This is a genomic window from Pseudomonas sp. AC136 (genome assembly GCF_979258585.1).
In genome coordinates this window covers 2,109,556-2,135,565 of the sequence record NZ_OZ409865.1, presented here as the reverse complement: position 1 = coordinate 2,135,565, position 26,010 = coordinate 2,109,556, and the positions used below count along the sequence as shown (strand labels likewise).

Genomic DNA, 26,010 nt, shown 5'->3' with positions numbered 1-26,010 from the left:
ATGCACGGCGCAACCCTCCGACATCAGCAACCTGTTCCCGGCCGTGGCGCTTTGCCGCGCAAGCCGGCGCAGCGGGGTGCCAGCCGGATGGTGGCCAAGGAACCGTTGTCGGTTCGCGTACCGAAGCCCAGCTTCTCGGCGATCAAGCGTGTGCTCTGGCCGGTGATGTTGCTGGTGCTGGGCTTTGGCACTTACGAAGCGGCCCAGCGTTTGCTGCCGTACGCCGATCGCCCGATTGCGAAAATCAGCGTGCAGGGCGAGCTCAGCTACATCAGCCAGCAAGCGGTGCAGCAGCGTATCGCGCCCTTCGTGGCGGCGAGCTTCTTCACCGTTGACCTGGCCGGGATGCGCGCTGAGTTGGAACAAATGCCGTGGATCGCCCACGCCGAAGTGCGCCGCGTTTGGCCCGACACTGTGAGCATTTCGCTGGAAGAACAACTGCCGGTGGCCCGTTGGGGCGACGAGGCGTTGCTGAACAATCAGGGTCAGGCGTTCACCCCGCGTGAACTGGCCAATTACGAAAACCTGCCGCAACTGGTCGGCCCGCAGCGCGCCCAGGAAGACGTGATGCAGCGCTACCAGATGCTCAGCCAGATGCTGCGCCCACTGGGGTTTTCGGTGGCGCGTCTGGAACTGCGTGAACGCGGCAGCTGGTTTATCACCACCGGGGTGAATAACACCGGACAAAGCATTGAGTTGTTGTTAGGTCGGGATCACTTGGTCGAGAAAATGCGCCGCTTCGTGTCCATCTACGACAAGAGTTTGAAAGACCAGATCGCGAATATTTCGCGCATCGACCTGCGTTATTCCAACGGCCTGGCCGTGGCGTGGCGTGAACCGATTGCGCCGGCGACGGACAAAACCGTCGCGCAGAAGTGAATTAGGAGAAGGCAGCAACATGGCAAACGTGCAGAGCGGCAAGATGATCGTCGGCCTCGATATCGGCACCTCCAAGGTGGTGGCGCTGGTAGGCGAAGTCACGGCTGATGGCCAGCTGGAAATCGTCGGGATCGGCACGCACCCATCGCGCGGCTTGAAAAAGGGCGTGGTGGTGAATATCGAATCCACCGTGCAATCGATTCAGCGCGCCATCGAAGAAGCGCAAATGATGGCCGGCTGCCGTATTCACTCGGCATTCGTCGGCGTGGCGGGCAACCACATCCGCAGCCTGAACTCCCACGGCATCGTCGCCATTCGCGACCGCGAAGTGAGCCAGGCCGACCTTGAGCGTGTGCTCGACGCCGCACAGGCCGTGGCCATTCCGGCTGACCAGCGCGTGCTGCACACCTTGCCGCAGGATTACGTGATCGATAACCAGGAAGGCGTTCGCGAGCCGCTGGGTATGTCAGGCGTGCGCCTTGAAGCCAAAGTGCACGTGGTGACGTGCGCGGTGAACGCGGCGCAGAACATCGAAAAATGCGTGCGTCGCTGCGGTCTGGAAGTGGACGACATCATTCTTGAGCAGTTGGCCTCGGCCTACGCCGTGCTGACTGACGACGAGAAAGAATTGGGCGTGTGCCTGGTGGACATCGGCGGTGGCACTACCGATATCGCCATCTTTACCGAAGGCGCAATTCGCCACACGGCGGTGATCCCGATTGCGGGTGATCAGGTCACCAACGACATCGCCATGGCCCTGCGTACGCCAACCCAGTACGCCGAAGAAATCAAGATTCGCTACGCCTGTGCCCTGGCCAAACTGGCTGGCGCTGGCGAAACCATCAAGGTGCCAAGCGTGGGCGACCGTCCGCCGCGCGATTTGTCGCGACAGTCGCTGGCCGAAGTGGTCGAACCGCGTTACGACGAGCTATTCACCCTGGTTCAGGCTGAACTGCGCCGCAGCGGTTACGAAGACCTGATTCCGGCCGGCATCGTGCTGACCGGCGGCACCTCGAAGATGGAAGGCGCGGTCGAACTGGCCGAAGAAATTTTCCACATGCCGGTTCGCCTGGGCATGCCGCAAGGCATCAAAGGCCTGGGCGATGTGGTGCACAACCCGATTTATTCGACCGGCGTGGGCTTGCTCATGTACGGGCTGCAAAAGCAGAACGACGGCATCTCGCTGTCCGGTGGCAGCAGCTACAACGACGAACCAAAGACACCTGTACTGGAGCGGCTGAAACGCTGGGTCCAGGGCAATTTTTGATGTTAAACCGCGTGTGCTGTAGGCGTTACAACTAGAAAAGCAAAGGAGAGGGGACCATGTTCGAGCTCGTAGACAATATCCCGCAAAGCGCTGTTATCAAGGTAATCGGCGTAGGTGGTGGTGGCGGCAACGCTGTTAACCACATGGCGAAAAACAACATCGAAGGCGTTGAGTTCATCTGCGCCAACACTGACGCCCAGGCATTGAAAAATGTCGGCGCGCGTACCGTGCTGCAACTCGGTACCGGTGTGACCAAGGGCCTGGGCGCTGGCGCCAACCCGGAAGTCGGCCGTCAAGCTGCAATGGAAGACCGCGAGCGTATCGCCGAAGTGCTGCAAGGCACCGACATGGTCTTCATCACCACTGGCATGGGCGGCGGTACCGGTACCGGTGCGGCGCCGATCATTGCTGAAGTGGCCAAAGAGATGGGCATCCTCACCGTTGCGGTGGTGACCCGTCCGTTCCCGTTCGAAGGTCGCAAGCGCATGCTGATCGCCGAAGAGGGCATTCGTGCTCTGCAGGCCAGCGTCGACTCGCTGATCACCATTCCGAACGAAAAATTGCTGACCATCCTCGGAAAAGACGCGAGCCTGCTGTCGGCTTTCGCGAAGGCTGACGATGTATTGGCCGGTGCCGTTCGCGGTATCTCCGACATCATCAAGCGTCCGGGCATGATCAACGTCGACTTCGCCGACGTGAAAACCGTGATGAGCGAAATGGGCATGGCGATGATGGGCACTGGCTGCGCCAGCGGTCCAAACCGTGCACGTGAAGCCACCGAAGCGGCCATCCGCAACCCGTTGCTCGAAGACGTGAACCTGCAAGGCGCGCGCGGCATTCTGGTGAACATCACCGCCGGTCCTGACCTGTCTCTGGGTGAGTACTCCGACGTGGGTAACATCATCGAGCAGTTCGCTTCCGAGCACGCCACCGTTAAGGTCGGCACCGTAATCGACCCGGACATGCGCGACGAATTGCACGTGACTGTTGTGGCCACCGGCCTGGGCGCGAAAATCGAGAAGCCGGTCAAGGTTATCGACAACACCGTGCAAGCTGCTGCCGTTCCATCGGCCGCCGCACCGCGTAACGAACAGCCTTCGGTTAACTACCGCGACCTGGATCGTCCAACCGTCATGCGCAACCAAGCCCACGCTGGCGCGGCTGCTGCAGCCAAGTTGAACGCTCAGGACGACCTGGATTACCTGGATATTCCAGCGTTCCTGCGTCGCCAAGCTGATTGATGAAATTTATCAGGAGTATTGGGGTGATTGGTGTTCAGCACGGGTCGGGTCTGGTATTATCCCCGGCCATTGTTGAAAACAATTCGCAACTAGTGTTATAGCGGCCAAGCCATGATCAGACAACGCACCCTGAAGAACATCATTCGCGCCACTGGCGTCGGCCTGCATTCCGGGGAAAAGGTTTACCTGACCCTTAAGCCGGCACCGGTCGATACCGGTATCGTGTTTCGCCGTACCGACTTGGACCCCGTCGTGGAAATTCGCGCACGGGCCGAGAATGTCGGTGAAACCACCATGTCGACCACACTGGTCAATGGTGATGTGAAAGTGGACACCGTGGAGCACCTGCTTTCGGCCATGGCTGGCCTGGGCATCGATAACGCCTACGTCGAGCTCTCCGCGTCCGAAGTGCCGATCATGGATGGCAGTGCTGGTCCCTTCGTATTCCTGATTCAATCCGCAGGCCTGCAAGAGCAGGAATCGGCGAAGAAATTCATCCGCATCACCCGCGAAGTAACGGTGACAGAGGGCGACAAGCGCGCCACCTTCGTTCCTTTCGATGGTTTCAAGGTGAGTTTCGAGATCGACTTCGATCACCCGGTTTTCCGCAATCGCACCCAAAGCGCGAGCGTGGACTTCTCTAGCACCTCCTTCGTAAAAGAAGTGAGCCGTGCGCGCACCTTCGGCTTTATGAGTGATATCGAGTTCCTGCGTTCGCAGAACCTGGCACTCGGCGGCAGCGTAGAAAACGCCATCGTGGTTGACGAGTTTCGCGTACTGAACGAAGACGGCCTGCGGTATGAGGACGAATTCGTTAAGCACAAAATCCTCGACGCCATCGGCGACCTCTACCTGCTGGGTAACAGTTTGATTGGCGAGTTCCGCGGCTTCAAGTCGGGACATGCGCTGAACAACCGTCTGTTGCGCACCTTGATTGAGCAACGTGACGCTTGGGAAGTGGTGACTTTCGACGACGTGAAGAGCGCGCCGATTTCGTACATGCGACCAGTTGCGGCTGGTTGAGCAATACCCTCCTTAGCTGTTTTTAAAGCCACCCTCGGGTGGCTTTTTTTATGCGTGTAAATAAACGATCGGCTGCGCGTCGGCCGGGCTGCGTTAAAAATCGATTTTGAATGCTCATTGGCTACAGCCAACTGCGCTTCAAAATCGATTTTTGCCTTGCGCGGCCCTAGCTCGCTCGATCTCGACTGTGGGATGCATAGTCTTGAACATCAAAAACGCCAGGCTGAATTAGCCTTTCCCATGCCGCGCGAGTCGTTCCAAGGCCGCACGCAACCCCGGATCGCTAATCCCTTCCGCCACTTCCTGAATGCCTTCAGCCGTTTCCGTGGAAAGCTGCATGGTGTGACCGCGAAGTTTCGCGACGCCCACGCGCGGCTGCACTTTAAACAGAATGCGGTTGAGGTTGCGGAACGGTTCCAGCGCTTGCAGCTGGCGTTCCAAACGGCGCTGTTGGTAGCGCAGGCGGGTGGCCCAATGGCCGTCGGTGACGATCAATAACAGACACCCTTCGCGCCACGAGGCGACGTGGCAATGCTCGCGCGCAGCGGGTTGCAATTGGCTTTCCACCAGACGCTGCAGGTGATCCAGGCGGTGCGCCTGATTGATCAGCGCCTGCAAAGGTTTAGCGTCGCGCAGGAGCGCAGTGTGACCTTTTGCGGGTAGAGGACGAAATGCCATGGCGAAGTGCCTGAAATAACCGGGCGCCAATGGTAGCAGAGCGATGATTCGTCAGCAGAACCATAGGGGTTGATTGGCGCACGTTCGCCCCCATATAGGGGCTTCGAGGAAAGCAATAGTGCCGCTCACCGATTCGTCACGCGCGTTGTACAAGCGGACCGTATAGTCATTTCCGCAAGCTGCCGAGCGTGCTGGCACCGTGCAACAACGCTACTTTCCTCGCTAACGATTCCGGGTAGAATGCCCGCTTCGCAAGCAGCCATGAAGGCTGCGCGGGCGACTCACGGGGCCGCCCTCCATCCCTATGTGTGGAAGATCCTGCCGATATGTTTGCGCCTTTGTTAAAGAAACTCTTTGGAAGCAAGAACGAGCGCGAAGTTAAGCGCATGCAAAAGACGGTGGTAGCCGTCAATTCGTTCGAAGAGCAGATGCTGACTCTGTCCGACGAGCAACTGCGCGGCAAAACCGAAGAGTTCAAGGCCCGTCTGGCCAAAGGCGAAACCCTCGACCAACTGCTCCCCGAAGCCTTCGCTGTCGCCCGTGAAGCGGGTAAGCGCGTGATGGGTATGCGGCACTTCGACGTACAGCTCATTGGTGGCGCCACCCTGCACGAAGGCAAGATCGCCGAGATGCGTACCGGTGAAGGTAAAACCCTCGTAGGTACGCTGGCCGTTTACCTCAACGCGCTGTCCGGTAAAGGCGTGCACGTGGTCACCGTGAACGACTACCTCGCTCGCCGCGACGCCAACTGGATGCGCCCGCTTTATGAATTCCTTGGTCTGTCGGTCGGCATCGTCAGCCCGTTCCAGCCGCCGGAAGAAAAGCGCGCCGCTTACGCCGCCGACATCACTTACGGCACCAACAACGAATTCGGTTTCGACTACCTGCGCGACAACATGGCGTTCAGCGTGGAAGAAAAATTCCAGCGCGAACTCAACTTTGCCGTAATCGACGAAGTCGACTCGATCCTCATCGACGAAGCCCGTACGCCGCTGATCATCTCCGGCCAGGCCGAAGACAGCTCCAAGCTGTACATGCAGATCAACCTGCTGATTCCGCGCCTCAAGCAGCACATCGAGGAAGTGGAAGGCGTCGTTACCCAGGAAGGCCATTTCACCGTTGACGAGAAGACCCGTCAGGTCGAGCTCAACGAAGCCGGTCACCAGTTCATCGAAGACATGCTGACCCACGCCGGCCTGCTGGCTGAGGGCGAGAGCCTGTACTCGGCGCACAACCTGGGTCTGCTGACCCACGTGTACGCCGGCTTGCGCGCCCACAAGCTGTTCCATCGCAACGTCGAATACATCGTGCAGAACGATCAGGTGTTGCTGGTCGACGAACACACCGGTCGTACCATGCCGGGTCGTCGTTTATCCGAGGGCTTGCACCAGGCCATCGAAGCGAAGGAAGGCTTGCCGATTCAGGCTGAGAGCCAGACCCTGGCCTCGACCACGTTCCAGAACTACTTCCGTCTCTACAACAAGCTGTCCGGCATGACCGGTACGGCTGACACCGAAGCGTTCGAGTTCCATCAAATCTACGGTCTGCCGGTGGTTGTGATTCCGCCGAACAAACCGTTGGCACGTAAGGATTACAACGACCTGGTCTACCTGACCCAGGAAGAAAAGTACGCCGCTATCGTTGCCGACATCAAAGAAAGCCAGGCCGTGGGCCGCCCGATTCTGGTGGGTACCGCGTCCATCGACAGCTCGGAATACGTGTCCCAGCTGCTTACCAAAGAAGGCATCGAGCACAAAGTGCTCAACGCCAAATTCCACGAAAAAGAAGCAGAAATCATTGCTCAGGCCGGTCGCCCCGGCGCGCTGACCATCGCCACCAACATGGCCGGTCGTGGTACCGACATTCTCTTGGGCGGTAACTGGGAAGTTGAAGTCGCTGCCCTGGAAAACCCGACCGAAGAGCAGATCGCGCAAATCAAGGCCGACTGGCACAAGCGTCACCAGTTGGTGATTGAGTCCGGTGGTCTGCACGTGATCGCTTCCGAGCGTCACGAATCGCGTCGTATCGACAACCAGTTGCGCGGCCGTTCGGGCCGTCAGGGTGACCCGGGTTCCAGCCGTTTCTACTTGTCGCTGGAAGACAACCTGATGCGCATCTTCGCCTCTGATCGGGTGAAGAATTTCATGAAGGCGCTGGGCATGCAGTCCGGCGAAGCCATCGAACACCGCATGGTCAGCAATGCCATCGAGAAGGCTCAGCGCAAGGTTGAAGGCCGCAACTTCGACATGCGTAAGCAACTGCTCGAGTTCGACGACGTGGCGAACGAGCAGCGCAAAGTGATCTACCACATGCGCAACAGCTTGCTGGCTGCCAGCGACGTGGGCGACACCATCGCCGAGTTCCGTCAGGAAGTGTTGGATAGCACCATCAACTCGCACATCCCGCCGCAATCGCTGCCAGAGCAGTGGGACATCGCCGGCTTAGAAGCGGCGCTGCTCAACGATTTCAGCATCAAGTTGCCGATTCAGCAGTGGCTCGACGAAGACGCTCAGCTTTACGAAGAACCGCTGCGCGCGAAAATTCTGGAAGCGCTGTTGGCTGCCTACAACGAGAAAGAAGACCAAGCCAGCGCCGAAGCGCTGCGCACCTTCGAGAAGCAGATTCTGCTGCGCGTGCTGGACGATCTGTGGAAAGACCACCTGTCCACCATGGACCACCTGCGTCACGGTATTCACCTGCGCGGTTACGCTCAGAAGAACCCGAAGCAGGAATACAAGCGCGAGTCCTTCACGCTGTTCCAGGAACTGCTGGACTCGATCAAGCGCGACACCATTCGCGTGCTGTCCCACGTTCAGGTTCGTCGCGAAGACCCGGTCGAGGAAGAGGCGCGTCTGCGCCAGGAAGCCGAGGCGCTGGCCGCCCGTATGCAGTTCGAACACGCCGAAGCATCGGCGCTGGACGAGCCCGAGCTGGAACCAGTGGGCGAGGTTGCAGTGCCGACGTATTCGCCGGCGCGTAATGATCAGAAGATTGGTCGCAACGAGCTGTGCTACTGCGGCAGTGGCAAGAAGTACAAACACTGCCACGGCCAAATTTCTTAGTCTGGCGGCCGATCTCCTGGTCGTCGGCCATACTGCGTTGAAACCGCGCTTTAAATGCTCACGTACTACAGTACGCTGCGCTTTAAACCGCGGTTTCGCCTTGTCTGGCCTTAGCCCAGTAGATCTCGAATGCGATGTCAAAAGCCGTTTTCGGCTTGAATATTTCCACGCCGTGACCGGTCTACCGTTCGCGGCGTTTTTGCCTGAATCGATGCTGCGCCGTGGTGGCGTGGTTTAACGTTTTTCTGCCAAGGAGCTCGCCCCATGCCTGTTGGTCTCGGTCCTCTGCCTACGCTGCATCCGGTTGCCGGTTTTGAATTGGGTATTTCGTCTGCCGGTATCAAGCGCGAGGGTCGCAAGGATGTGGTGGTGATGCGCTGTGCCGAAGGCTCCAGCGTGGCGGGCGTGTTTACGCTGAATGCGTTTTGCGCGGCGCCGGTGATTCTGGCGAAGAAGAATGTGGTCGGCCCGGTTCGTTATCTGCTGACCAACACCGGCAACGCCAACGCCGGCACTGGCGAGCCGGGCCTGCAAGCCGCCGCGCGTACCTGCGCCAAGCTGGCCGAGCTGACCGGTGTGCCGGAAACGGCCGTGCTGCCGTTTTCGACCGGCGTGATCGGCGAGCCGTTGCCGGTGGAAAAAATTGAAGGCGCACTGGCCGCTGCCCTGGCTGATCTTTCAGTCGATAACTGGGCCGCTGCGGCTGCTGGCATTATGACCACCGACACCCAGCCCAAAGGCGCCAGCCGCCAGTTTGTGCATGACGGCGTCACCGTGACCGTCACCGGCATCAGCAAAGGCGCCGGCATGATCAAACCGAACATGGCGACCATGCTTGGCTACATCGCCACCGACGCCAAAGTGTCCCAAGGGCTGCTGCAAGACTTGCTGCGCGACGCCGCCAACAAGTCTTTCAACCGTATCACCATCGACGGCGACACCTCGACCAACGACTGCTGCATCCTCGTGGCGACCGGTCAGGCGGCATTGCCTGAGGTCACGCAAGCCAGCGGCGCCTTGTTCGCCGAGCTCAAGCAAGCGGTGCTGGATGTGTCGATGGAATTGGCGCAGGCCATCGTCCGTGACGGCGAAGGCGCCACCAAGTTTGTCACCGTGCAAGCCAATGGCGGCGCGACCCACCAGGAATGCCTGGACGTTGCCTACGCCGTTGCGCATTCACCGCTGATCAAAACCGCCTTGTTCGCCTCCGACCCGAACTGGGGCCGGATCCTGGCCGCCGTTGGCCGCGCCGGTGTGGCGCAATTGGATGTCAGCAAAATCGACGTGTTCCTTGGCGACGTCTGCATCGCCAGCCGTGGCTGCCGTGCTGCCAGCTACACCGAAGAGCAGGGCGCTGCGGTGATGGCCCAGGAAGAAATCGGCATTCGTATCGAGCTTGGCCGCGGTACATGCAGTGAAACGATCTGGACCACCGACCTGTCCCACGAGTACGTGCGCATCAACGCCGAATACCGCTCCTGACCGGTCCCGGCCGCTGCGCTCTGCGGCGGCCATTCCTGCGGTTTATCCGCACATGAACAATCGGAATTTGCCCTCGGCCGACGCGCTGCCTATTGTCGCAGTTCGATAAATGGACGCTTAAACGGGTGACTCAAATGGCTTTGAATCTGGTAATCGGCGACAAGACTTACTCCTCTTGGTCGCTGCGCGCAGCGCTGGCTTTGGAATTGAGCGGCGCGCCTTACACTGAGCAGCTCGTTCGCCTGAATCAGCCCGACAGCCGCGAACGCATTCTCGAGCATTCGCCCACCGGCAAAGTGCCGTTGCTGAAAACGGACGAAGGCTCCATCTGGGATTCGCTGGCCATCAGCGAATACCTCGCCGAAACCTACCCTGAAGCGCATCTGTGGCCGCGCGGCGCGTTTGCCCGTGCGATCGCCCGCAGCGTCTGCGCGGAGATGCATAGCGGCTTTGTGCCACTGCGTGTGGCCATGCCCATGGATCTGTCGCGCGACGAAGCGTTGCCCAATGTGCCGGCCGACGTGCTCGCCGACATCGAACGTATCAGCGCCATCTGGGCGCATTGCCGCAGCGAGTTCGGGCAGGAAGGGCCGTTTCTGTTTGGTCGCGTCAGCCTCGCCGATGCGTTTTTCGCCCCGGTGGCCGTGCGTTTTCGCGGCTACCGCGTGGCACTTTCGGCCCAGGCGCTGGCCTATGTTGAAACCATTTACCAGTGGCCAGCCTTCCAGCGCTGGCAACAGGCAGCACGAGAGGAACAGCAGGCGTGAAACGAGTGCATGTGGCAGCAGCGGTTATCCGAGGCGAGGACGGGCGCATTTTGCTGGCCCGTCGCGCAGACGATAAACACCAGGGTGGCCTGTGGGAATTTCCCGGCGGCAAGGTCGAGGAGGGCGAGTCGGTACGTGCCGCGCTCGACCGCGAGCTAGCCGAAGAATTGGGCATTCAGGTGACGGCGGCGCGCCCGCTGATTCAGGTCCGCCACGACTACGCCGACAAGCACGTGTTGCTGGACGTGTGGGAAGTCAGCGCGTTTACCGGCGAGGCCCACGGTGCCGAAGGGCAGCCGTTGGCGTGGGTTAGCAATCGCGAACTCAGCGACTACGAATTCCCGGCCGCCAACCGCCCCATCGTCGCTGCCGCACGCTTACCTGAGCACTACCTGATCACGCCCGACAATCTTGAGCCGAAGGCGCTGCTGCTCGGCCTCAAAGCGGCGTTGGAAAGTGGTATTCGATTGGTGCAATTGCGCGCCCCGAATATGTACGACCCGCAATACCGCGACCTCGCCGTAGACGCCGTCGGTCTGTGCGCCGGCCGGGCGCAATTGATGCTCAAAGGCCCGCTGGAATGGCTCGGTGATTTCCCAGCGGCCGGTTGGCATTTGACCTCCACGCAGCTGCGCAAGTTGGTCACTGGCGGGCGCCCGTTCCCCACAAACCGGTGGTTAGCGGCGTCTTGTCACAACGCAGAAGAGTTGGCGCTGGCGGCGGAAATGGGCGTGGATTTCGTCACGCTGTCGCCGGTTCAAGCCACGCAAACTCATCCTGACGCGCAGCCGCTTGGCTGGGGCGCGGCGCAGGAAATGATTGCAGGCTTCAACCAGCCGGTGTTTCTGCTCGGTGGCGTTGGGGCTGGGGATACCGAGAAGGCGTGGCAGGTGGGCGCGCAAGGTGTGGCGGGGATCAGAGCGTTCTGGCCTCAGCCTGCTGACTGACGAGATTTTTGTAGGAGCGGCTTTAGCCGCGATGCTTTTGTTTGTTAAAAGCTCGCGGCTAAAGCCGCTCCTACAGACTGCGACATAACTCACTCCGGCTTCGCCGCCGCCTCCCACAGCACTTCGTTAATCTGCATCCGCCGCCCAATCAATCGCGCGGCCACAAACAGCAAGTCCGACAGCCGATTCACATACGCCAAGCCCACCCCAGCCAACGGTTCCATCGCATTCAATTGCTGGCACCGCCGCTCGGCGCTGCGTGCCTGCGCCCGGCATACGTGAGCTTGAGCCACTAGCAACGAGCCGCCCGGCAAGATGAAGTTTTCGAGCGGCCCCAGCTCCTCGTTCCACAGGTCGATCGCCGCTTCGAGGCGTTCCACTTCGGCCTGGTTCAAGGCTTGGTACTGGGGCATTGCCAGCTCGCCACCGAGGTCGAACAAGCGGTGCTGACAAGGGCTGAGCACGTCAATTACTTCGCTCAATCCCGGCCACATCACTTCATGCTCGGCCAACCCGGCCAGCAACAAACCGAGCTGGCTGTTCAGGCTGTCCAGCTCGCCCATGGCTTCTACGCGCGGGTGGTCTTTGGGTACGCGGCGGCCGTCGGCCAGGCCAGTCTCGCCGGCGTCGCCGGTGCGGGTGTAAATCTTTGACAGGCGAAAGCCCATGGCTCAGCTCACTTCAGGGTTGTCGGAAGGCGTTGCCAGCGGCAAGCGCAGGGTGAAGCAGGTGCCTTGGTCCAGCGCGGACTGCACCTCCATCTGCCCTTTGTGGTTGTTGGTGATGATGAAGTACGAAACCGACAGGCCCAAGCCGGTGCCTTGGCCGACTTCTTTGGTGGTGAAGAACGGCTCGAAGATGCGCTTGCGCACTAGCTCCGGCATACCGATGCCGTTGTCTTCCACTTGGATTTCCGCCCACGGCTCGACCAGTCGCGTACGCAATATGATGCGGCCCGGTTCCAACAATGAACCGGGTTTGGCTTCGCGCTGGTGGATGGCTTGTGCGGCGTTCTTCAGCAAGTTCAGCAGCACCTGTTCCAGCTCGTTGGCGATGCCGGGCACCAGGCCCACGTTCGGGTCGAAGTCGCGTTCGATGTTCAGGCCTTTGAAGTCGAAGCCTTCGGTCAGGTCGAAGTCATTGCCGGCAATTTCTATCGCCTGGTCCAGCAATGCCGGCAGCTGGCACGGCGCTAATTGGCGGTTGCTCATGCGGCTGAAGCTGAGCATGTGCGAGACAATTTTCGCCGCGCGCGAGCCGGCTTGTTGAATGCCGTCGAGCAGTTGCGGCACTTCTCGGCCGTGCAGGTAGCGGTTAACGGTTTCCAGCGGCACGCCGACAGCCTCTGCCACTTCCTGGTTGCGAGGTAATTCGCTGGAAAGTCGGCGGCGAATGTTCTGCACGTTGTGCAAAATCGCGCCCAGCGGGTTGTTGATTTCATGAGCCATGCCGGCCGCCAAGCCGCCTACTGAAAGCATCTTTTCCGACTGCACCATCATTTCTTCCAGCGACAAGCGCTGGCTGATGTCATCGATACGGATCACCACGCCTCGGCCCGCGCCGCCCATTAGCGGGTAGAACGTCAGCGCGTAATGGCATTTGGTGTCGCCCCGCGTCCATGTCACCCGCTCGATTTTCTCCACCGTGTGGCGCTCGGCGGTGCGCTTGAGTTGTTGCAGGTAAGGCTTGAGGGGCGGGAAGGCGAGAAACACCGGCTGGTTCAGCGCTTCGTCCAGACGTGTGCCGGAAAGTACGCTGGCTTCCTGATTCCACTGGCTGACATACAGCTGCTCATCCAGGGCGATCAGCGCGGATGGCATGGAGTCGATGATGCTGTTGAGGTAGTTCTGAAAACCGGTGAGTTTCTTCTCGATCTTGCTGCGAACCTGAACCTCCAGTTCCAACTTGCGGTTGGAATGGCGGGTCTCTTCGGCCAGACGCTGGGCTTGGTCGAAGGCCATTTGCGCGTCGTCCCGGGCGCGCTTGAGCTGCTGCTCGCGGGCTTCGATGCGCGACAACATGGTGTTGAACGCTTCGGCCAGGCTGCCGATTTCATCCTGATTGCCACGGGCGGCGCGCAGGGCGTAGTTCTCCTCGCGCGTTACTTGCCGGGAGAGTTCTTCCAGACGCCGAATCGGCCGCGTGACCAGCCGACGGATTTGCCGCGCCACCAGCGACCACAGCAACACGCTGCAAGCCAGAATCACCAGGCTGGCGGTTAACGTGCCGGTGTAGAAAGCGCCGGGCAATTCGCTGGAGGCCACCAACAACAGATGGCCGGGCGGCTTGCCCTCTTGCGGCAATTCGAACAATTGGTTGGTGCGGAATTCGCCGTAGCGCCAGGTCGACAGCTGCTCGATGCGGCGCGGCAGATGCAATTTGTCGCCATGTTCCAACTGCGCCAGGCGGCGCCCGTCGCTGCCATACAGCGCGGCTGCGCGCAGCGGGCTGTAGCTATCCAGGCGCTGCAACAGGTCTTCGGCGGTGGCACGTGAGCTCAACGCTTCGTTGCTGAGGGCGGGGGTGGACAGCAGCCGGCCCAACGTCTGCAACGCCTGCGGCGCCATGTTTTCCTGGGAGATCCAATACGCCGCGCTGATAAACGCGAGGTTGGCGACCAGCAGCACCGTGGTCAGCAACGCCAATAACGCCGCCAATAATTTGCGGCCGACCGAGAGGTTTTCCAGGCGCTTGCGCAGGGTCATAAGCCAAGGGTGCCTTCAGAAAGAGAGGTACGCAGGGTAGCGCCTGGCCGGTGACGGCTCAACGACTTCGACGGCTTGCCTTGGCGGCAGGGGTTTTAGTCGCGAGTCGGCAGGCACGCGGCGTAGCCATCGCGGCTAAAGCCGCTCCCACAATAGGCCGGGTTAATCGATGGGTAGGCCTTTGTTCTGCAGTTCGTTCTGCAGACGCTCAAGCAACATGTGCAGATGCGGCGCCGGGCAGTTGTGGCGCTGCGCCACGGCGCACACATGGCCGAGCAGGTAGCTGATTTCGGTGCGGCGCTGCTGGGCGACGTCCTGATGCATAGAGGAATAATTGGCCGCAGTGGCTGTGATCACGCGCTGCACTTCTTCGGCGAGATTTTCCGCCGCAGCCGGTTGGCCGCACAGATCGAGCAACTGGCTGAGTTCCGCGCAGAGCGTTGCCACTTCGGCAGGGTGTTCCAGCAAACCGCCGTTGCGGCAGTCGTGGAGCACGGTCAGCGGGTTGATGGCGCAGTTCAGCGCCAGCTTGCGCCACACGCGACTAAGGATGTCGGGCGTCCATTCATGGGAAATTTCAGCGCTTTGCACATCGGCCAACCAGCTCGGCGGCGTGGGATTGAGCGGGTCGCCCAGCCAGGTGTGACCATGGCCGGCAAATACCACCCGGAAATCTCCGTCGCGAAAGGCGCCCTCGGTGCTGGACGCCACGATGCAGCGCGCGCGGGGCAAGCGAGCGGCCACGGCGTCCTGGCTGCCCATGCCGTTTTGCAGCAGCACCACGTCGGTGTCGGCAGTCAGACGATGGGCCACGCTGGCAGCAGCGGCTTCGGCTTCATACGCCTTGCAAGCGAGCAACAACAGGCGGATCGGGATGGTGTCGTCAACGCTTTGCGCCGGCACCGGGTACAGGCTGCTGAGCCCTTGCTCAACCAGCGTCAAACCGCCCGCCTGGCGGTAACTGGCCAGGCGTTGGCGGTTGCGCAGCAGGAGCGTGACCGGCACGTTGGCCCGGGCGAGGCGGGCGGCCCACAAGGTGCCCAGGCTGCCCGCGCCAAGAACGTGCCAGTGCATTTATTTGTACAGCGGCAAACGCAGCGCCGCGACACGGCCGCTGCCGTAGGCTTCGGGAAGCAAGCCGGCGGCGCGATCGATGAGTTCTTGCGGCTGGATGGGCAGCGCTTTGGCGTCCATGCCGACCAGGCTGATGCCGGCCTTGAGCGTGATAAACCCTTCGCTGGTCTTGAACGCTTTGAGGTTGAGGCCCTCGTGCAGGCGCTTGAAGCTGCTGGGCGAGCATTCCTGCAAATCTTCCAGCAGGGTCAGCAGGCCAAAGTGGTGGTCGTCCAGGCGCACCAGCACATCCAGCGGCCGCACCAGTTGTTGCAGGCGACGGGCAACGCCGTGCAGCAACTCGTTGTAGAAGGCTTCGCCGTACTGCTGGCGCAGGTTGGGCGCGTCTTGCAGGCCGATGAGCAGGTAGCACACGGCGCCGCCGCGCGATTCCACCTGACGGATGCTGTCCACCAGCATTTGCTGCAGGTAGCGCGGGTTGCCCAGCCCGGTCAGCGGGTCGACCAGGTTGCGTTCTTCGAGGCTGGAAATGTTCTGCGTGAGCATGCGGTTTTCCTGCAACAGACGCTGCAGGGTGTTGCACAAACGGTCGGCGGCATACACGCGCGGCACCAATTGTTCGCTCATGGCCGACTTGCTAACGAAGTCGTCGACGCCCCGGTCGAAGGCCTCGCTCAACACGTTTTCGCCTTCTTTGCCGGTGAGCAGCATCACGTAGGTGTAGTGATCGGCCATTTCGTCGAGCTGGCGCACGCGGCCGGTGAGTTCAAGGCCGTCAATTTCCGGCATCAGCCAGTCGGCGAGCAGCACGCTGGCGGGACGTTCTTCCAACAGCGTCAAGGCCTCGAGCGCGCTGCTGGCGAAGCGCACATCGAGGTAACCGGCTTGGCTCAGGGCACGGCCGATCATGGCGCTGGAGAACTTGGCGTCGTCCACCACCAGGATGCTGAGATGGGGGTTGGGCATTGGCGAACTCGAGAGAAATAATAGAGGCGCTGGCTCATCGCCGGGCGGTGTTTGTATCGGCAGATATATAATGATCCGGCATTTTAACCGTCAAGCTTGGCGTGCACTGTCTGTAAGACTTATCGCGCCGTCTATCTGGAGATTTCCCATGCCCTCGTTCGACGTGGTGTCCGAACTGGACAAACACGAAGTAACCAACGCTGTCGACAACGCCATAAAAGAGCTGGAGCGTCGCTATGACTTGCGTGGCAAAGGCACCTTTGAATTCAAGGAGCTGACCATCAACATCACCGCTGACGCCGAGTTTCAGCTGGAGCAGATGGTCGAGATTCTCAGACTCAGCCTAGTCAAGCGCAAGATCGATGTGCAGTGTCTCGAGCTGAAAGACGCTTACCCATCGGGCAAGAGTGTGAAGCAGGAAGCGATTCTGCGCGAGGGCATCGATAAAGAGCTGGCGAAGAAAATCGTCGCCCACATCAAAGAAGCCAAACTCAAGGTGCAGGCCGCCATCCAGGGCGAGCAAGTGCGCGTGACCGGCAAGAAGCGTGATGACCTGCAAGAGGCCATCGCGGCGCTGCGGGCTAAAGAGTTCGGGATGCCGCTGCAGTTCAATAACTTCAGAGATTAAGCTTTCTTAAACGGTGGAGATTGGGCGGCATTCTGCTTAGCCGCGATGCTCTTTTGATTTAAAAGCATCGCGGCTGAAGCCGCTCCCACAGGAAAAGCGCCGGGAATTGTTGGGAACCATCGCGCCTCTGGCAGCGTCGCAAAAGACGCAGCCGCTGTTTTTTATGACTGGCATCTGGGCGGTCAGGCAGCGAAGGAGGCGCTATGGATTTCGATGCACAACTGGATCACTTGGTCGATGCCTCGCAGGCATGGCTACCCATCATCATGGCCTACAGCGGCCGCGTGCTGCTGGCGTTGGTGGTTTTGGCGATTGGCTGGTGGCTGATCAATCGGGTCACCGGCAACCTCAGCGCGCTGATCGGCAAGCGCCTCGGCGACCCGGCCTTGCAGAGCTTCATCAGCACCCTGGCCAATATCATTCTCAAAGTGCTGCTGGTGATCAGCGCTGCGTCGATGATCGGCGTGGAAACCACCTCGTTTATTGCCGCCATCGGTGCCGCCGGCCTGGCGATTGGCTTGGCGCTGCAAGGCAGCCTGGCCAACTTCGCCGGCGGTGTGCTGATTCTGCTGTTTCGCCCGTTCCGCATCGGTGACTGGATTGAAGCGCAGGGCGTAGCGGGCACGGTGGATAACATTCAAATCTTTCACACCGTGCTGCGCACCGGCGACAACAAAACCGTCATCGTGCCCAACGGCAGCCTGTCCAACGGCATCATCACCAACTACAACCGCCAGGCCACGCGCCAAATCATTTATGACATCGGCATCAACTATGACGCTGACCTGCAAGCTGCCAAGCGCGTGCTGACCGAGATGGCCGAAGACGAACGCGTGCTTAAAGATCCGGCGCCTGCGGTGGTGGTTGCGGGGTTGGGTGACAGCGCGATCAAGATGTCATTGCGCGTGTGGGTGAAAACCGCCGACTACTGGAGCCTGACGTTTAAATACAACGAAGAGATTCGTGATCGGTTGCAGGCGGCCGGTATCGAGATTCCGTTCCCGCAACGGGTGATTCGCATGGTTCAAGAGAACGCTTGAGGTTGTGGGAGCGGCTTTAGCCGCGATTGGCCGGCGCTGGCGACGCAGGCTTTGAATCAAAAGCTCGAGACTAAAGTCTCTCCCACAAATGAGCAGTCCTATCAGCTACGACAGTTTTTCTTCCGTCACAACCGCCTGCGCTTCTTCCACTTCCGGCACTTTCTGGCTCGCCATGCGCTGCCACTGCCAGCAAATCAAAATCAACGTCGGAATGCCGAGCAGGGCGGTGATGAGGAAGAACTTGTGGTAGCCAACGTTCTCGACCATCACGCCCGAGTAGCCGCCGATCAAGCGCGGCAGCAGCAGCATGATCGAGCTGAGCAGGGCGTATTGGGTGGCGGAGAATTTGAGGTTGGTCAAACTCGACAGGTAGGCCACGAACGCGGAAGTGGCCAGACCGGCACTGAAGTTATCGGCGGAGATGGTGAGAATCAGCATGTCGAGATTCGCGCCCATGTCGCTAAGCAGCATGAACAGCAAGTTGGTGCTGGCTGACAGCACGCCGCCAATCAGCAGAATCGGCATGATGCCGAAGCGCATGATCAGCACACCTCCCGCCCCGGCACCGAGCAGGGTCATCACCAGGCCGAACAGCTTGCTGACGCTGGCGATCTGCTCTTTGCTAAACCCTTGATCGATGTAGAACACGTTGGCCATCACGCCCATCACCGTGTCGGACATCCGGTACGTCGCGATCAGCCCGAGCAACAGCAACGCCTGCCAGCGATAGCGCTGCACGAATTCACTGATCGGCGTGACCACCGGCGCCATCAACAGGCGGCCCGGTGCCGACAAACAGGCCATGGCGATCAGCACATACATCGTGCCGCGTGGCCAGGCGCCGCTGTTGAATGCTTTGGCAGCGGCGGCGGCGGTGACCAGGATGATGATTAGTACAATCATCGACACGGCTTGGTGCACGAAGTCGAAGTTGGGAATCACCTTGCCGCGCGCCGCCACGATCAGCTGTTTACGCTGCTGGCTAAGCAGATCGCGCACGGGCGCAATCAAACGGCGGCCGGCGGGCATCAGGCATATGCCGAGGAAGATGGCGTACAACGCGGCGCGGGGCCAGGCGCGGTCGAGCAGGCCCGTAATCATGGCCGGCAGCGAGATCAGCATCACCAGCAAAATCAGTACGGAGTAGAGCTGGTCTTTGAGCTTGAAGCGCGAGGTGGTGGTTTGTACCGGCACGTCCACATGGGGTTCGCGCATCCACAAGGAGGTGAGCAAACCCGGCACCATCAGCATGGCGAACAATAGATAGGTGCTGGCCCAGGCGCCAAATTCGTAGGCGGTGGTGGTGGAGCCGAACCATTCGGCGAAATACAGCGCGCCGGCGGTGGCGAGCAGGGCGGCGACGCGGTAGCCGAGCATATAGCTGGCGGCCAGGGCGGCCTGACGGGTGTCGTCGGCAATTTCCAGGCGGTAAGCGTCAACGGCGATATCTTGCGTGGCAGAAGCAAACGCCACCAGCACGGCGATGGCGACCAGCCAGGTGAGGTTGGTGCGTGGGTCGCACAGCGCCATGCCGATCAGGCCCATGGCGATGACAATTTGCGAGAGCACCAGCCACGAGCGGCGCCGGCCCAAGCGGCCGAGCAGCGGCAGACGCCATTGGTCGAGCAGCGGCGACCATATCCATTTAAAAGCGTAAGCGAGGCCGATGAGGCTGGCGAAACCGATGGTTTCACGCGACACGCCGGCTTCGCGCATCCACACCGACAAGGTGGAGAACACCAGCATGTACGGCAGGCCAGCGGCGAAACCGAGAAGCAAGAGGGCCAGACTGGCCGGCGAAGCGTAGGCGGCGAGTGCCGCGCGCCAGGTTTTACGGGGCATTGGGCTGTGATCTGCCTGGGTTTAGCAAAACGTGGAGTGCCCAGTTGGCCAGGCCAAACTGGATGGCAAAAACAGGGCGCACTCTAACCGCTGTGCTCCATCGGGCGCCACCCATGGCGCTTTATATCCACGCGCTGATTGACCATCCGCACCCCTTCGGCGCGCAACCGCGCTCGTTGCTCCTCGCCCGATACAGTGCCGGCTGCCAGGCTCAGTCGGCCACCGGCGGCGACCACACGGTGCCAGGGCAGGGCGCTGCCCTCCGGCAACTGGCTCAAGGTGCGACCCACCCACCGCGCCGCGCGGCCCAGGCCTGCCAAATCAGCCAGTTGGCCATAACTGACCACATAGCCAGCGGGCACTTGCGCCAACGTCAGGTACAGTGCGGCGCGCCGAGCTTCAGCGTTTTCGCCAGCCACATCGGCGGCGGCTGTCTTAGTGCTGTCTTCTTTCGCTGGCATGTTTTGACCTTACACAGAGCGGTGCATGGCGGGCAGCTTAACTGAGCGTTTTCGCGCATCAAGCGTTCATGCCATTACGGTGCCCGTCTGGCCGTAGAACGTGCGCGCCGGCGTGCGCTGGCGTGAGCCTTGCTTTAGATTGCGCGGAACTTGCAGGACAGCCACCGGTCACTCCTTGCAGTGCTTTTTGGGCCAGCGGCTTTTTATCTTGGATAATGCCCGCCCTTCACATTTACGGAGCGGTAAATCTCCCCATGCGGTTATCCAACAAGCTGTCTTACGCCCTGTCCTGCGCCGCGCTCACGCTGGCCGCAACCCCTGCAATGGCCGACACCGTATGGTTGAAAAACGGCGACCGCATCACCGGTACCATCAAGGTGTTCGACGGCGGCAAGCTGGTGGTTGAAACCAGCTATGGCGGCACCATTCCGGTTGATTGGAAACAGGTCAAAACCCTGGAAAGCGACCGTGAGCTGATGGTTAAGCAAGACGAATTCACCGGCGAGCGCGCCAAGTCGCTGCAAGCCGCCGAAGACGGCAAGGTCACGTTGATCAATGGCGAGGCGCCGAAGACGGTCGAGCTGGCCAGCATCGAGCAGATCATCAAGCCCAAGCCGATCCTCGAAGACCTGGTGTGGAAGGGCAACGTCGACCTCGGGCTGGACTACAAGCGTGCCGAAACCGACACCGACGACTACGACGTCGACTTCAAAACCACCGCCCGCCATGGCGCCTGGCGCCACAACGCCGAGGGTGGCTACAACCGCGAGTCGCAAGACGACGTCACCACCACCAACAACTGGAACGCCGAATACGCCCTCGACCGTTTCTTGGATGAACATTGGTTCTGGCAAGGCCGCTTGAGCTACAAGCGCGACCACATCGAAGACGTTTCCAGCCAGCGCACCATCGGTACCGGTCCTGGCTACCAGTTCTGGGACGACGAACTCGGCGCGTTCTCGCTGGCGACCTTGGTCAACCAGAACGACTACGAATACAGAGACGGCGGCAGCGACAACTTCTACTCGCTGGGTCTGAAGTGGGACTACAACCGCTACCTGGTCGGCAAGACCTTCGAGATGTTCAGCAACGGCGAACTGGGCAAGCCCATCGGCGGCGACAGCGAGTACGAACTCGAAGCCGAAGCAGGCCTGCGCTACAAAGTCACCGACTGGGCGTCGCTTAACGTGAAGGCTGAGAAAAACATCGTAAGCGGCGCCAAAGATGGCGAAGTGGACGAGACCCGCTATAGCGTCGGGTTCGGTGTCGGCTGGTAATCGCCGTTTGCAGCAATCGCGGCTAAAGCCGCTCCCACAGAAGCACGCTTAGTGTAGGAGCGGCTTTAGCCGCGATGCATTTGATCTTCGAGCTCGGCCGCTCCGACGAATACCGAGCGCAATAAAAAGCCCCGCATTTAGCAGGGCTTTTTTGTGAGGTCGCGTTGCGCTGATCTTCGAACCCAGCAGCCAATCGACCGATTACAACCGCATGCCGCCGTCGAGCTCCAGAATCCGCCCGGTGTAGTACTCGTTTTCCAGAATGTAGGCCACCGAGTGCGCGATCTCTTTCGGCTGGCCCAGACGCTTGAGCGGAATGCCCGACGTCATTCTTTCCAACGCTTCGGGTTTCATGCTGGCGACCATTTCGGTCTCGATAAAGCCCGGTGCCACGCCCGCGACACGAATGCCGTAACGCGCCAACTCTTTGGCCCACACCACGGTGTCTGCCGCAACGCCGGCCTTGGCGGCCGAGTAGTTGGCCTGGCCCATGTTGCCGGCGCGGGAGATGGAGGAAATGTTGACGATCGCGCCCTGGTTTTTCAGCTCGATCATTTTGGCCGCCACTTCACGGGTGCACAGGAAAACGCCGGTCAGGTTGACGTCGATAACCGACTGCCACTGCGCCAGGCTCATCTTCGACAGCTCGCCGTCTTTCACTTTGATAGTCAGGCCATCGCGCAAGATACCGGCGTTGTTGACCAGGCCGTTGATGGCGCCGAAGTCGTCAGCAATCTGGCCCACGGTGTGGATCACTTGTTCTTCATTGGCCACGTTGCAGATATAGGCGCGGGCATCGCCACCGGCTGCTTTGCAGGCGGCAACGGCTTCATCGAGGCGTTCCTGATTGAGGTCTACCAGCGCCAGCTTGGCGCCGCGCGCGGCCAGGTACTCGCCCATGGCGCGGCCAAGGCCTTGACCACCGCCGGTAATCACGATGACTTTGTCTTTCAGTTCCATAACCACATCCCCAAAAAGTAGATTGAGCGCGCGCACCTTTTATAGGTGCCGCTGCCAACCGGATACGTTGTTCCCCGCTGATGCGCGCAACCGTTAAGCTGGGCACCTGTCCGTCTTCAATACGAATTCTCGACGAGGAGTCATAAGGTGAGCGTGAAAGTCGGCAAGCATGCCCGAGAATTGCTACTCAAGGAATACCGTGGGGCGCTCTCCACGTTGTCCAAAGCCATGCCCGGCTACCCGTTCGGATCAGTGGTGCCGTACTGCCTGGATGCCAGCGGGCACCCGCTGATTCTCATCAGCCGCATCGCTCAGCACACCCACAATTTGCAGGTGGAACCCAAGTGTTCGCTGTTGGTGGGCGAGCGCGGCGCCGAAGATATTCAAGCCGTCGGCCGTTTAACGGTGCTGGCGCAGGCGCGCAAAATTACCGATGAGGCGGCCACCGTCGCCGCTGCCGCACGTTACTACCGCTACTTTCCAGAATCGGAGGGCTATCACCAGGCCCACGATTTTGATTTTTGGGTGCTGGAGCCGGTGCGCTCGCGCTATATCGGCGGCTTTGGCGCCATTCACTGGCTCGATGAAGTGACGCTGGCCAACCCGTTTGCCGGCGACATTGAGCTGAGCATGGTCGAACACATGAACAGCGACCACGCCAGCGCCATCGCCCATTACGTTGAGCTGGCCGGGTTGCCCAACCATGTGCCCGCCGAGTTAGCCGGTATCGACAGCGAAGGCTTTCACCTGCGCATCGGCCAAGGCCTGCATTGGCTGGCGTTTCCAACATCCTGTAACACTGCGCTGGAAGTGCGCCAGGCCTTGGTAGCGCTGGCGCGGGCCGAAACCTGGCCGGCTGCCGGGCAAGAATCTGCTTGAATTAAAAGCCACGCAGCACCACCTAAATCTTTCCGGCGATAAAACGCTCGCGGGTTAAGCGAATCGCCGCCCGGCCGTCCTACAGGAACCCCATTGATGCGTGCTTTTCTGTTTTTGTTTTTGCTGTTCCCGATTATCGAACTGGCGGTGCTGATCAAAGTCGGCAGCGCCATTGGCGTGCTGCCCACGCTGCTGTTGGTCATCGGCAGCGCGGTGCTGGGCAGCGTGTTGCTGCGCGTGGCCGGCGTGGCCACCGCGTGGCGCGCCCGTGAGCGTCTGGCCCGTGGCGAATTGCCGGAACAGGAAATGCTCGAAGGTTTGCTGATTGCCGTCGGCGGTGGCCTGCTGCTGTTGCCTGGGTTTATCAGCGACATTTTCGGTCTGCTGTGTCTTATTCCGTTCACGCGCCGGCTGATGGTCGGCAAGCTTCGCCAGCGCGCGGCAGAGCAGGCGTTGCGTCAGCGTGCCTTCGCCGATGACCTCGCTGCGCGATCCGGGCAGGCTCGCCCGAACGTGATCGAAGGCGAGTTCGAGCACCGCGATCCGAAGTGAAAGCCGCGCGAATGAGCGCTGCCCGCAGCGCTCATTGTCTGGCGCAAACCGTGTAAAAAATTTTCACCCCCGCCCTTGTAATCCCTTTCCCCGCCCCTATGTAGTGGTCACCGCAAGGTCTCTGTCGGTTTTACGACAGTCAGTCTTCCGCGTGGCCGCGTTGCGGCTCGCGACCGGCCACGCCGGATAGCAAACAACCAGCCGGTGGATAAACCGGCGGCTTTAAACCACCTTACTTGGGAGAGATCGACAATGAAGCTTCGTCCTCTGCATGACCGCGTCGTCATCCGTCGCAGCGAAGAAGAAACCAAAACCGCTGGTGGCATCGTTCTGCCGGGCTCGGCTGCGGAAAAACCGAACCGTGGCGAGATCCTCGCTGTAGGCGCCGGCCGTGTGCTGGACAGCGGCGAAGTGCGCCCACTGGCCGTTAAAGTCGGCGACAAAGTGGTGTTTGGCCCGTACTCGGGCAGCAACACCATCAAGGTTGATGGCGAAGACCTGCTGGTCATGAGCGAGAACGAAATCCTGGCTGTTGTTGAAGGCTGATTTCCCGCTCCGTTGCTACCACTTGCGTTAACGAAACGAATTTGAGGAATAACGATCATGGCTGCAAAAGAAGTTAAGTTTGGCGACTCCGCTCGTAAAAAAATGCTGGCTGGCGTTAACGTCCTGGCCGACGCGGTAAAAGCCACCCTCGGCCCGAAAGGCCGTAACGTGATCATCGAGAAGAGCTACGGCGCTCCGACCATCACCAAAGACGGTGTGTCGGTTGCCAAAGAAATCGAGCTGAAAGACCGTTTCGAAAACATGGGCGCGCAGCTGGTTAAAGACGTTGCCTCCCGTGCCAACGACGACGCCGGTGACGGCACCACCACCGCCACCGTTCTGGCTCAGTCGATCGTCAACGAAGGCCTGAAAGCCGTCGCTGCCGGCATGAACCCGATGGACCTCAAGCGCGGCATCGACAAGGCGACCATCGCCATCGTTGCTCAGCTGAAATCGCAGTCCAAGCCATGCGCTGACACCAAAGCCATCGCTCAGGTCGGCACCATCTCCGCCAACTCCGATAGCTCCATCGGCGACATCATTGCTCAGGCAATGGAGAAAGTTGGTAAAGAAGGCGTGATCACCGTTGAAGAAGGCTCGGGCCTGGAAAACGAACTGTCGGTTGTAGAAGGCATGCAGTTCGACCGTGGCTACCTGTCGCCGTACTTCATCAACAAGCCAGACACCATGGTTGCCGAGCTGGACAGCCCGCTGATCCTGCTGGTCGACAAAAAAATCTCCAACATCCGCGAAATGCTGCCGGTGCTGGAAGCTGTTGCCAAAGCTGGCCGTCCGCTGCTGATCGTTGCTGAAGACGTTGAAGGCGAAGCCCTGGCGACTCTGGTTGTGAACAACATGCGCGGCATCGTTAAAGTCGCTGCTGTTAAAGCACCAGGTTTCGGCGACCGTCGTAAAGCCATGCTGCAAGACATCGCCGTTCTGACTGGCGGTACCGTGATCTCCGAAGAGATCGGCCTGAGCCTGGAAAGCGCTACCCTAGAACACCTGGGTAATGCCAAACGCGTCATCCTCAGCAAAGAAAACACCACCGTTATCGACGGTGCTGGCGTTCAAGCTGACATCGAAGCGCGTGTTGCTCAGATCCGCAAACAAGTTGAAGACACCTCGTCCGACTACGACCGTGAAAAACTGCAAGAGCGTCTGGCCAAACTGGCTGGCGGTGTTGCCGTGATCAAGGTTGGCGCCGGTTCCGAAGTGGAAATGAAAGAGAAGAAAGCCCGCGTTGAAGACGCCCTGCACGCGACCCGCGCAGCCGTTGAAGAAGGCGTGGTACCTGGCGGTGGCGTGGCACTGGTTCGCGCTCTGCAAGCCATCTCCGAACTGAAAGGCGACAACGCTGATCAGAACGTGGGTATCGCGCTGCTGCGTCGTGCTGTTGAGGCACCGCTGCGTCAGATCGTTTCCAACTCCGGCGACGAGCCGAGCGTTGTGGTCGACAAGGTCAAGCAGGGTTCCGGTAACTTCGGTTACAACGCTGCCACCGGCGAATACGGCGACATGATCGAAATGGGTATTCTCGACCCGGCTAAAGTGACCCGTTCTGCTCTGCAGGCCGCGGCCTCGATCGCCAGCTTGATGATCACCACTGAAGCGATGATTGCTGAAATCGTGGAAGACAAGCCAGCTGCCGGCGGTATGCCGGATATGGGTGGCATGGGTGGTATGGGCGGCATGATGTAATAGCTGTTGACGTAAAAAACCCCGCCTTGTGCG

The 26,010-nt window shown here is 60.2% G+C and carries 22 protein-coding genes and 1 pseudogene; 15 read left to right on the top strand and 8 right to left on the bottom strand.

From position 1 onward, the window contains the following. The 4 genes from ACZZZU_RS09645 to lpxC all read left to right on the top strand — a co-directional run bounded on the left by ACZZZU_RS09645 (position 1) and on the right by lpxC (position 4,410). Entirely contained in the window at positions 1–879 is an 879-nt protein-coding gene (locus tag ACZZZU_RS09645; RefSeq protein ID WP_463550462.1) for a cell division protein FtsQ/DivIB, read from the top strand. A 19-nt stretch (positions 880–898) separates the two neighbouring features. Beyond that, on the top strand, positions 899–2,146 hold the full coding sequence (gene ftsA, locus ACZZZU_RS09640) for a cell division protein FtsA (protein ID WP_122494257.1): 1,248 nt from the start codon (positions 899–901) through the stop codon (positions 2,144–2,146). Between the two features lie 56 nt (positions 2,147–2,202). Further along, positions 2,203–3,387, top strand: a complete 1,185-nt coding sequence (gene ftsZ, locus ACZZZU_RS09635) for a cell division protein FtsZ (protein WP_122452459.1) — start codon at positions 2,203–2,205, stop codon at positions 3,385–3,387. Between the two features lie 111 nt (positions 3,388–3,498). Continuing rightward, positions 3,499–4,410, top strand: coding sequence for a UDP-3-O-acyl-N-acetylglucosamine deacetylase (gene lpxC / locus ACZZZU_RS09630; RefSeq protein ID WP_122452460.1), 912 nt, complete (start codon positions 3,499–3,501; stop codon positions 4,408–4,410). A gap of 228 nt (positions 4,411–4,638) precedes the next feature. Here the strand turns inward: lpxC and ACZZZU_RS09625 are convergent, their stop codons facing one another. Beyond that, complete coding sequence (locus ACZZZU_RS09625) at positions 4,639–5,088, bottom strand: DciA family protein (protein WP_122452461.1); 450 nt, start codon at positions 5,086–5,088, stop codon at positions 4,639–4,641. Positions 5,089–5,414: 326 nt separating this feature from the next. Here ACZZZU_RS09625 and secA point away from each other — a divergent pair, with 326 nt between their 5' ends. The 4 genes from secA (at position 5,415) to ACZZZU_RS09605 (ending at position 11,346) form a co-directional block, all read left to right on the top strand. Beyond that, positions 5,415–8,150 (top strand): preprotein translocase subunit SecA, encoded by a 2,736-nt coding sequence (gene secA / locus ACZZZU_RS09620; protein WP_122494255.1) that lies wholly within the window; start codon positions 5,415–5,417, stop codon positions 8,148–8,150. A 264-nt stretch (positions 8,151–8,414) separates the two neighbouring features. Further along, positions 8,415–9,632, top strand: a complete 1,218-nt coding sequence (gene argJ, locus ACZZZU_RS09615) for a bifunctional glutamate N-acetyltransferase/amino-acid acetyltransferase ArgJ (protein ID WP_122452463.1) — start codon at positions 8,415–8,417, stop codon at positions 9,630–9,632. A 134-nt stretch (positions 9,633–9,766) separates the two neighbouring features. After that, positions 9,767–10,399 (top strand): glutathione S-transferase family protein, encoded by a 633-nt coding sequence (locus ACZZZU_RS09610; protein ID WP_463550461.1) that lies wholly within the window; start codon positions 9,767–9,769, stop codon positions 10,397–10,399. Further along, positions 10,396–11,346, top strand: a complete 951-nt coding sequence (locus tag ACZZZU_RS09605; RefSeq protein WP_463550460.1) for a Nudix family hydrolase — start codon at positions 10,396–10,398, stop codon at positions 11,344–11,346. Before ACZZZU_RS09610 ends, ACZZZU_RS09605 begins: the two co-directional genes overlap by 4 nt. 89 nt (positions 11,347–11,435) lie before the next feature. Here the strand turns inward: ACZZZU_RS09605 and ACZZZU_RS09600 are convergent, their stop codons facing one another. The 4 genes and pseudogenes from ACZZZU_RS09600 to ACZZZU_RS09585 form a co-directional block, all read right to left on the bottom strand. Continuing rightward, positions 11,436–12,014 (bottom strand): cob(I)yrinic acid a,c-diamide adenosyltransferase, encoded by a 579-nt coding sequence (locus tag ACZZZU_RS09600; RefSeq protein WP_463550459.1) that lies wholly within the window; start codon positions 12,012–12,014, stop codon positions 11,436–11,438. Between the two features lie 3 nt (positions 12,015–12,017). Next, the gene (locus tag ACZZZU_RS09595; RefSeq protein WP_463550458.1) at positions 12,018–14,051 is read right to left on the bottom strand and encodes a sensor histidine kinase; all 2,034 of its coding nucleotides are present in this window, start codon (positions 14,049–14,051) and stop codon (positions 12,018–12,020) included. Positions 14,052–14,213: 162 nt separating this feature from the next. Then, the gene (locus tag ACZZZU_RS09590; protein ID WP_463550457.1) at positions 14,214–15,125 is read right to left on the bottom strand and encodes a putative 2-dehydropantoate 2-reductase; all 912 of its coding nucleotides are present in this window, start codon (positions 15,123–15,125) and stop codon (positions 14,214–14,216) included. Further along, a pseudogene (locus tag ACZZZU_RS09585) lies at positions 15,126–16,133 on the bottom strand (GGDEF domain-containing response regulator); the annotation flags it as partial. A 106-nt stretch (positions 16,134–16,239) separates the two neighbouring features. On the opposite strand from ACZZZU_RS09585, the gene ACZZZU_RS09580 reads away from it, so the two are divergent. After that, positions 16,240–16,719, top strand: coding sequence for a YajQ family cyclic di-GMP-binding protein (locus tag ACZZZU_RS09580; RefSeq protein WP_463550456.1), 480 nt, complete (start codon positions 16,240–16,242; stop codon positions 16,717–16,719). Between the two features lie 203 nt (positions 16,720–16,922). Then, positions 16,923–17,759 (top strand): mechanosensitive ion channel family protein, encoded by an 837-nt coding sequence (locus tag ACZZZU_RS09575; protein WP_463550455.1) that lies wholly within the window; start codon positions 16,923–16,925, stop codon positions 17,757–17,759. 105 nt (positions 17,760–17,864) lie between these two features. Here ACZZZU_RS09575 and ACZZZU_RS09570 read toward each other — a convergent pair whose 3' ends face one another. Both ACZZZU_RS09570 and ACZZZU_RS09565 read right to left on the bottom strand, forming a co-directional pair. Further along, the gene (locus ACZZZU_RS09570) at positions 17,865–19,601 is read right to left on the bottom strand and encodes an AmpG family muropeptide MFS transporter (RefSeq protein WP_463550454.1); all 1,737 of its coding nucleotides are present in this window, start codon (positions 19,599–19,601) and stop codon (positions 17,865–17,867) included. Between the two features lie 83 nt (positions 19,602–19,684). Continuing rightward, on the bottom strand, positions 19,685–20,062 hold the full coding sequence (locus tag ACZZZU_RS09565; RefSeq protein ID WP_122494234.1) for an MGMT family protein: 378 nt from the start codon (positions 20,060–20,062) through the stop codon (positions 19,685–19,687). A gap of 254 nt (positions 20,063–20,316) precedes the next feature. On the opposite strand from ACZZZU_RS09565, the gene ACZZZU_RS09560 reads away from it, so the two are divergent. After that, entirely contained in the window at positions 20,317–21,339 is a 1,023-nt protein-coding gene (locus ACZZZU_RS09560) for a DUF481 domain-containing protein (RefSeq protein WP_463539955.1), read from the top strand. A gap of 201 nt (positions 21,340–21,540) precedes the next feature. Here ACZZZU_RS09560 and ACZZZU_RS09555 read toward each other — a convergent pair whose 3' ends face one another. Beyond that, the gene (locus ACZZZU_RS09555) at positions 21,541–22,299 is read right to left on the bottom strand and encodes an SDR family oxidoreductase (RefSeq protein ID WP_122494230.1); all 759 of its coding nucleotides are present in this window, start codon (positions 22,297–22,299) and stop codon (positions 21,541–21,543) included. Between the two features lie 147 nt (positions 22,300–22,446). On the opposite strand from ACZZZU_RS09555, the gene ACZZZU_RS09550 reads away from it, so the two are divergent. The 4 genes from ACZZZU_RS09550 to groL all read left to right on the top strand — a co-directional run bounded on the left by ACZZZU_RS09550 (position 22,447) and on the right by groL (position 25,977). Beyond that, entirely contained in the window at positions 22,447–23,178 is a 732-nt protein-coding gene (locus ACZZZU_RS09550; RefSeq protein WP_463539953.1) for a HugZ family pyridoxamine 5'-phosphate oxidase, read from the top strand. Positions 23,179–23,274: 96 nt separating this feature from the next. After that, on the top strand, positions 23,275–23,730 hold the full coding sequence (locus ACZZZU_RS09545; protein ID WP_122452476.1) for an FxsA family protein: 456 nt from the start codon (positions 23,275–23,277) through the stop codon (positions 23,728–23,730). Positions 23,731–23,982: 252 nt separating this feature from the next. After that, positions 23,983–24,276, top strand: a complete 294-nt coding sequence (locus tag ACZZZU_RS09540; RefSeq protein ID WP_463550453.1) for a co-chaperone GroES — start codon at positions 23,983–23,985, stop codon at positions 24,274–24,276. Positions 24,277–24,333: 57 nt separating this feature from the next. Next, entirely contained in the window at positions 24,334–25,977 is a 1,644-nt protein-coding gene (gene groL / locus ACZZZU_RS09535; protein ID WP_463550452.1) for a chaperonin GroEL, read from the top strand. Positions 25,978–26,010: the final 33 nt, after the last annotated feature.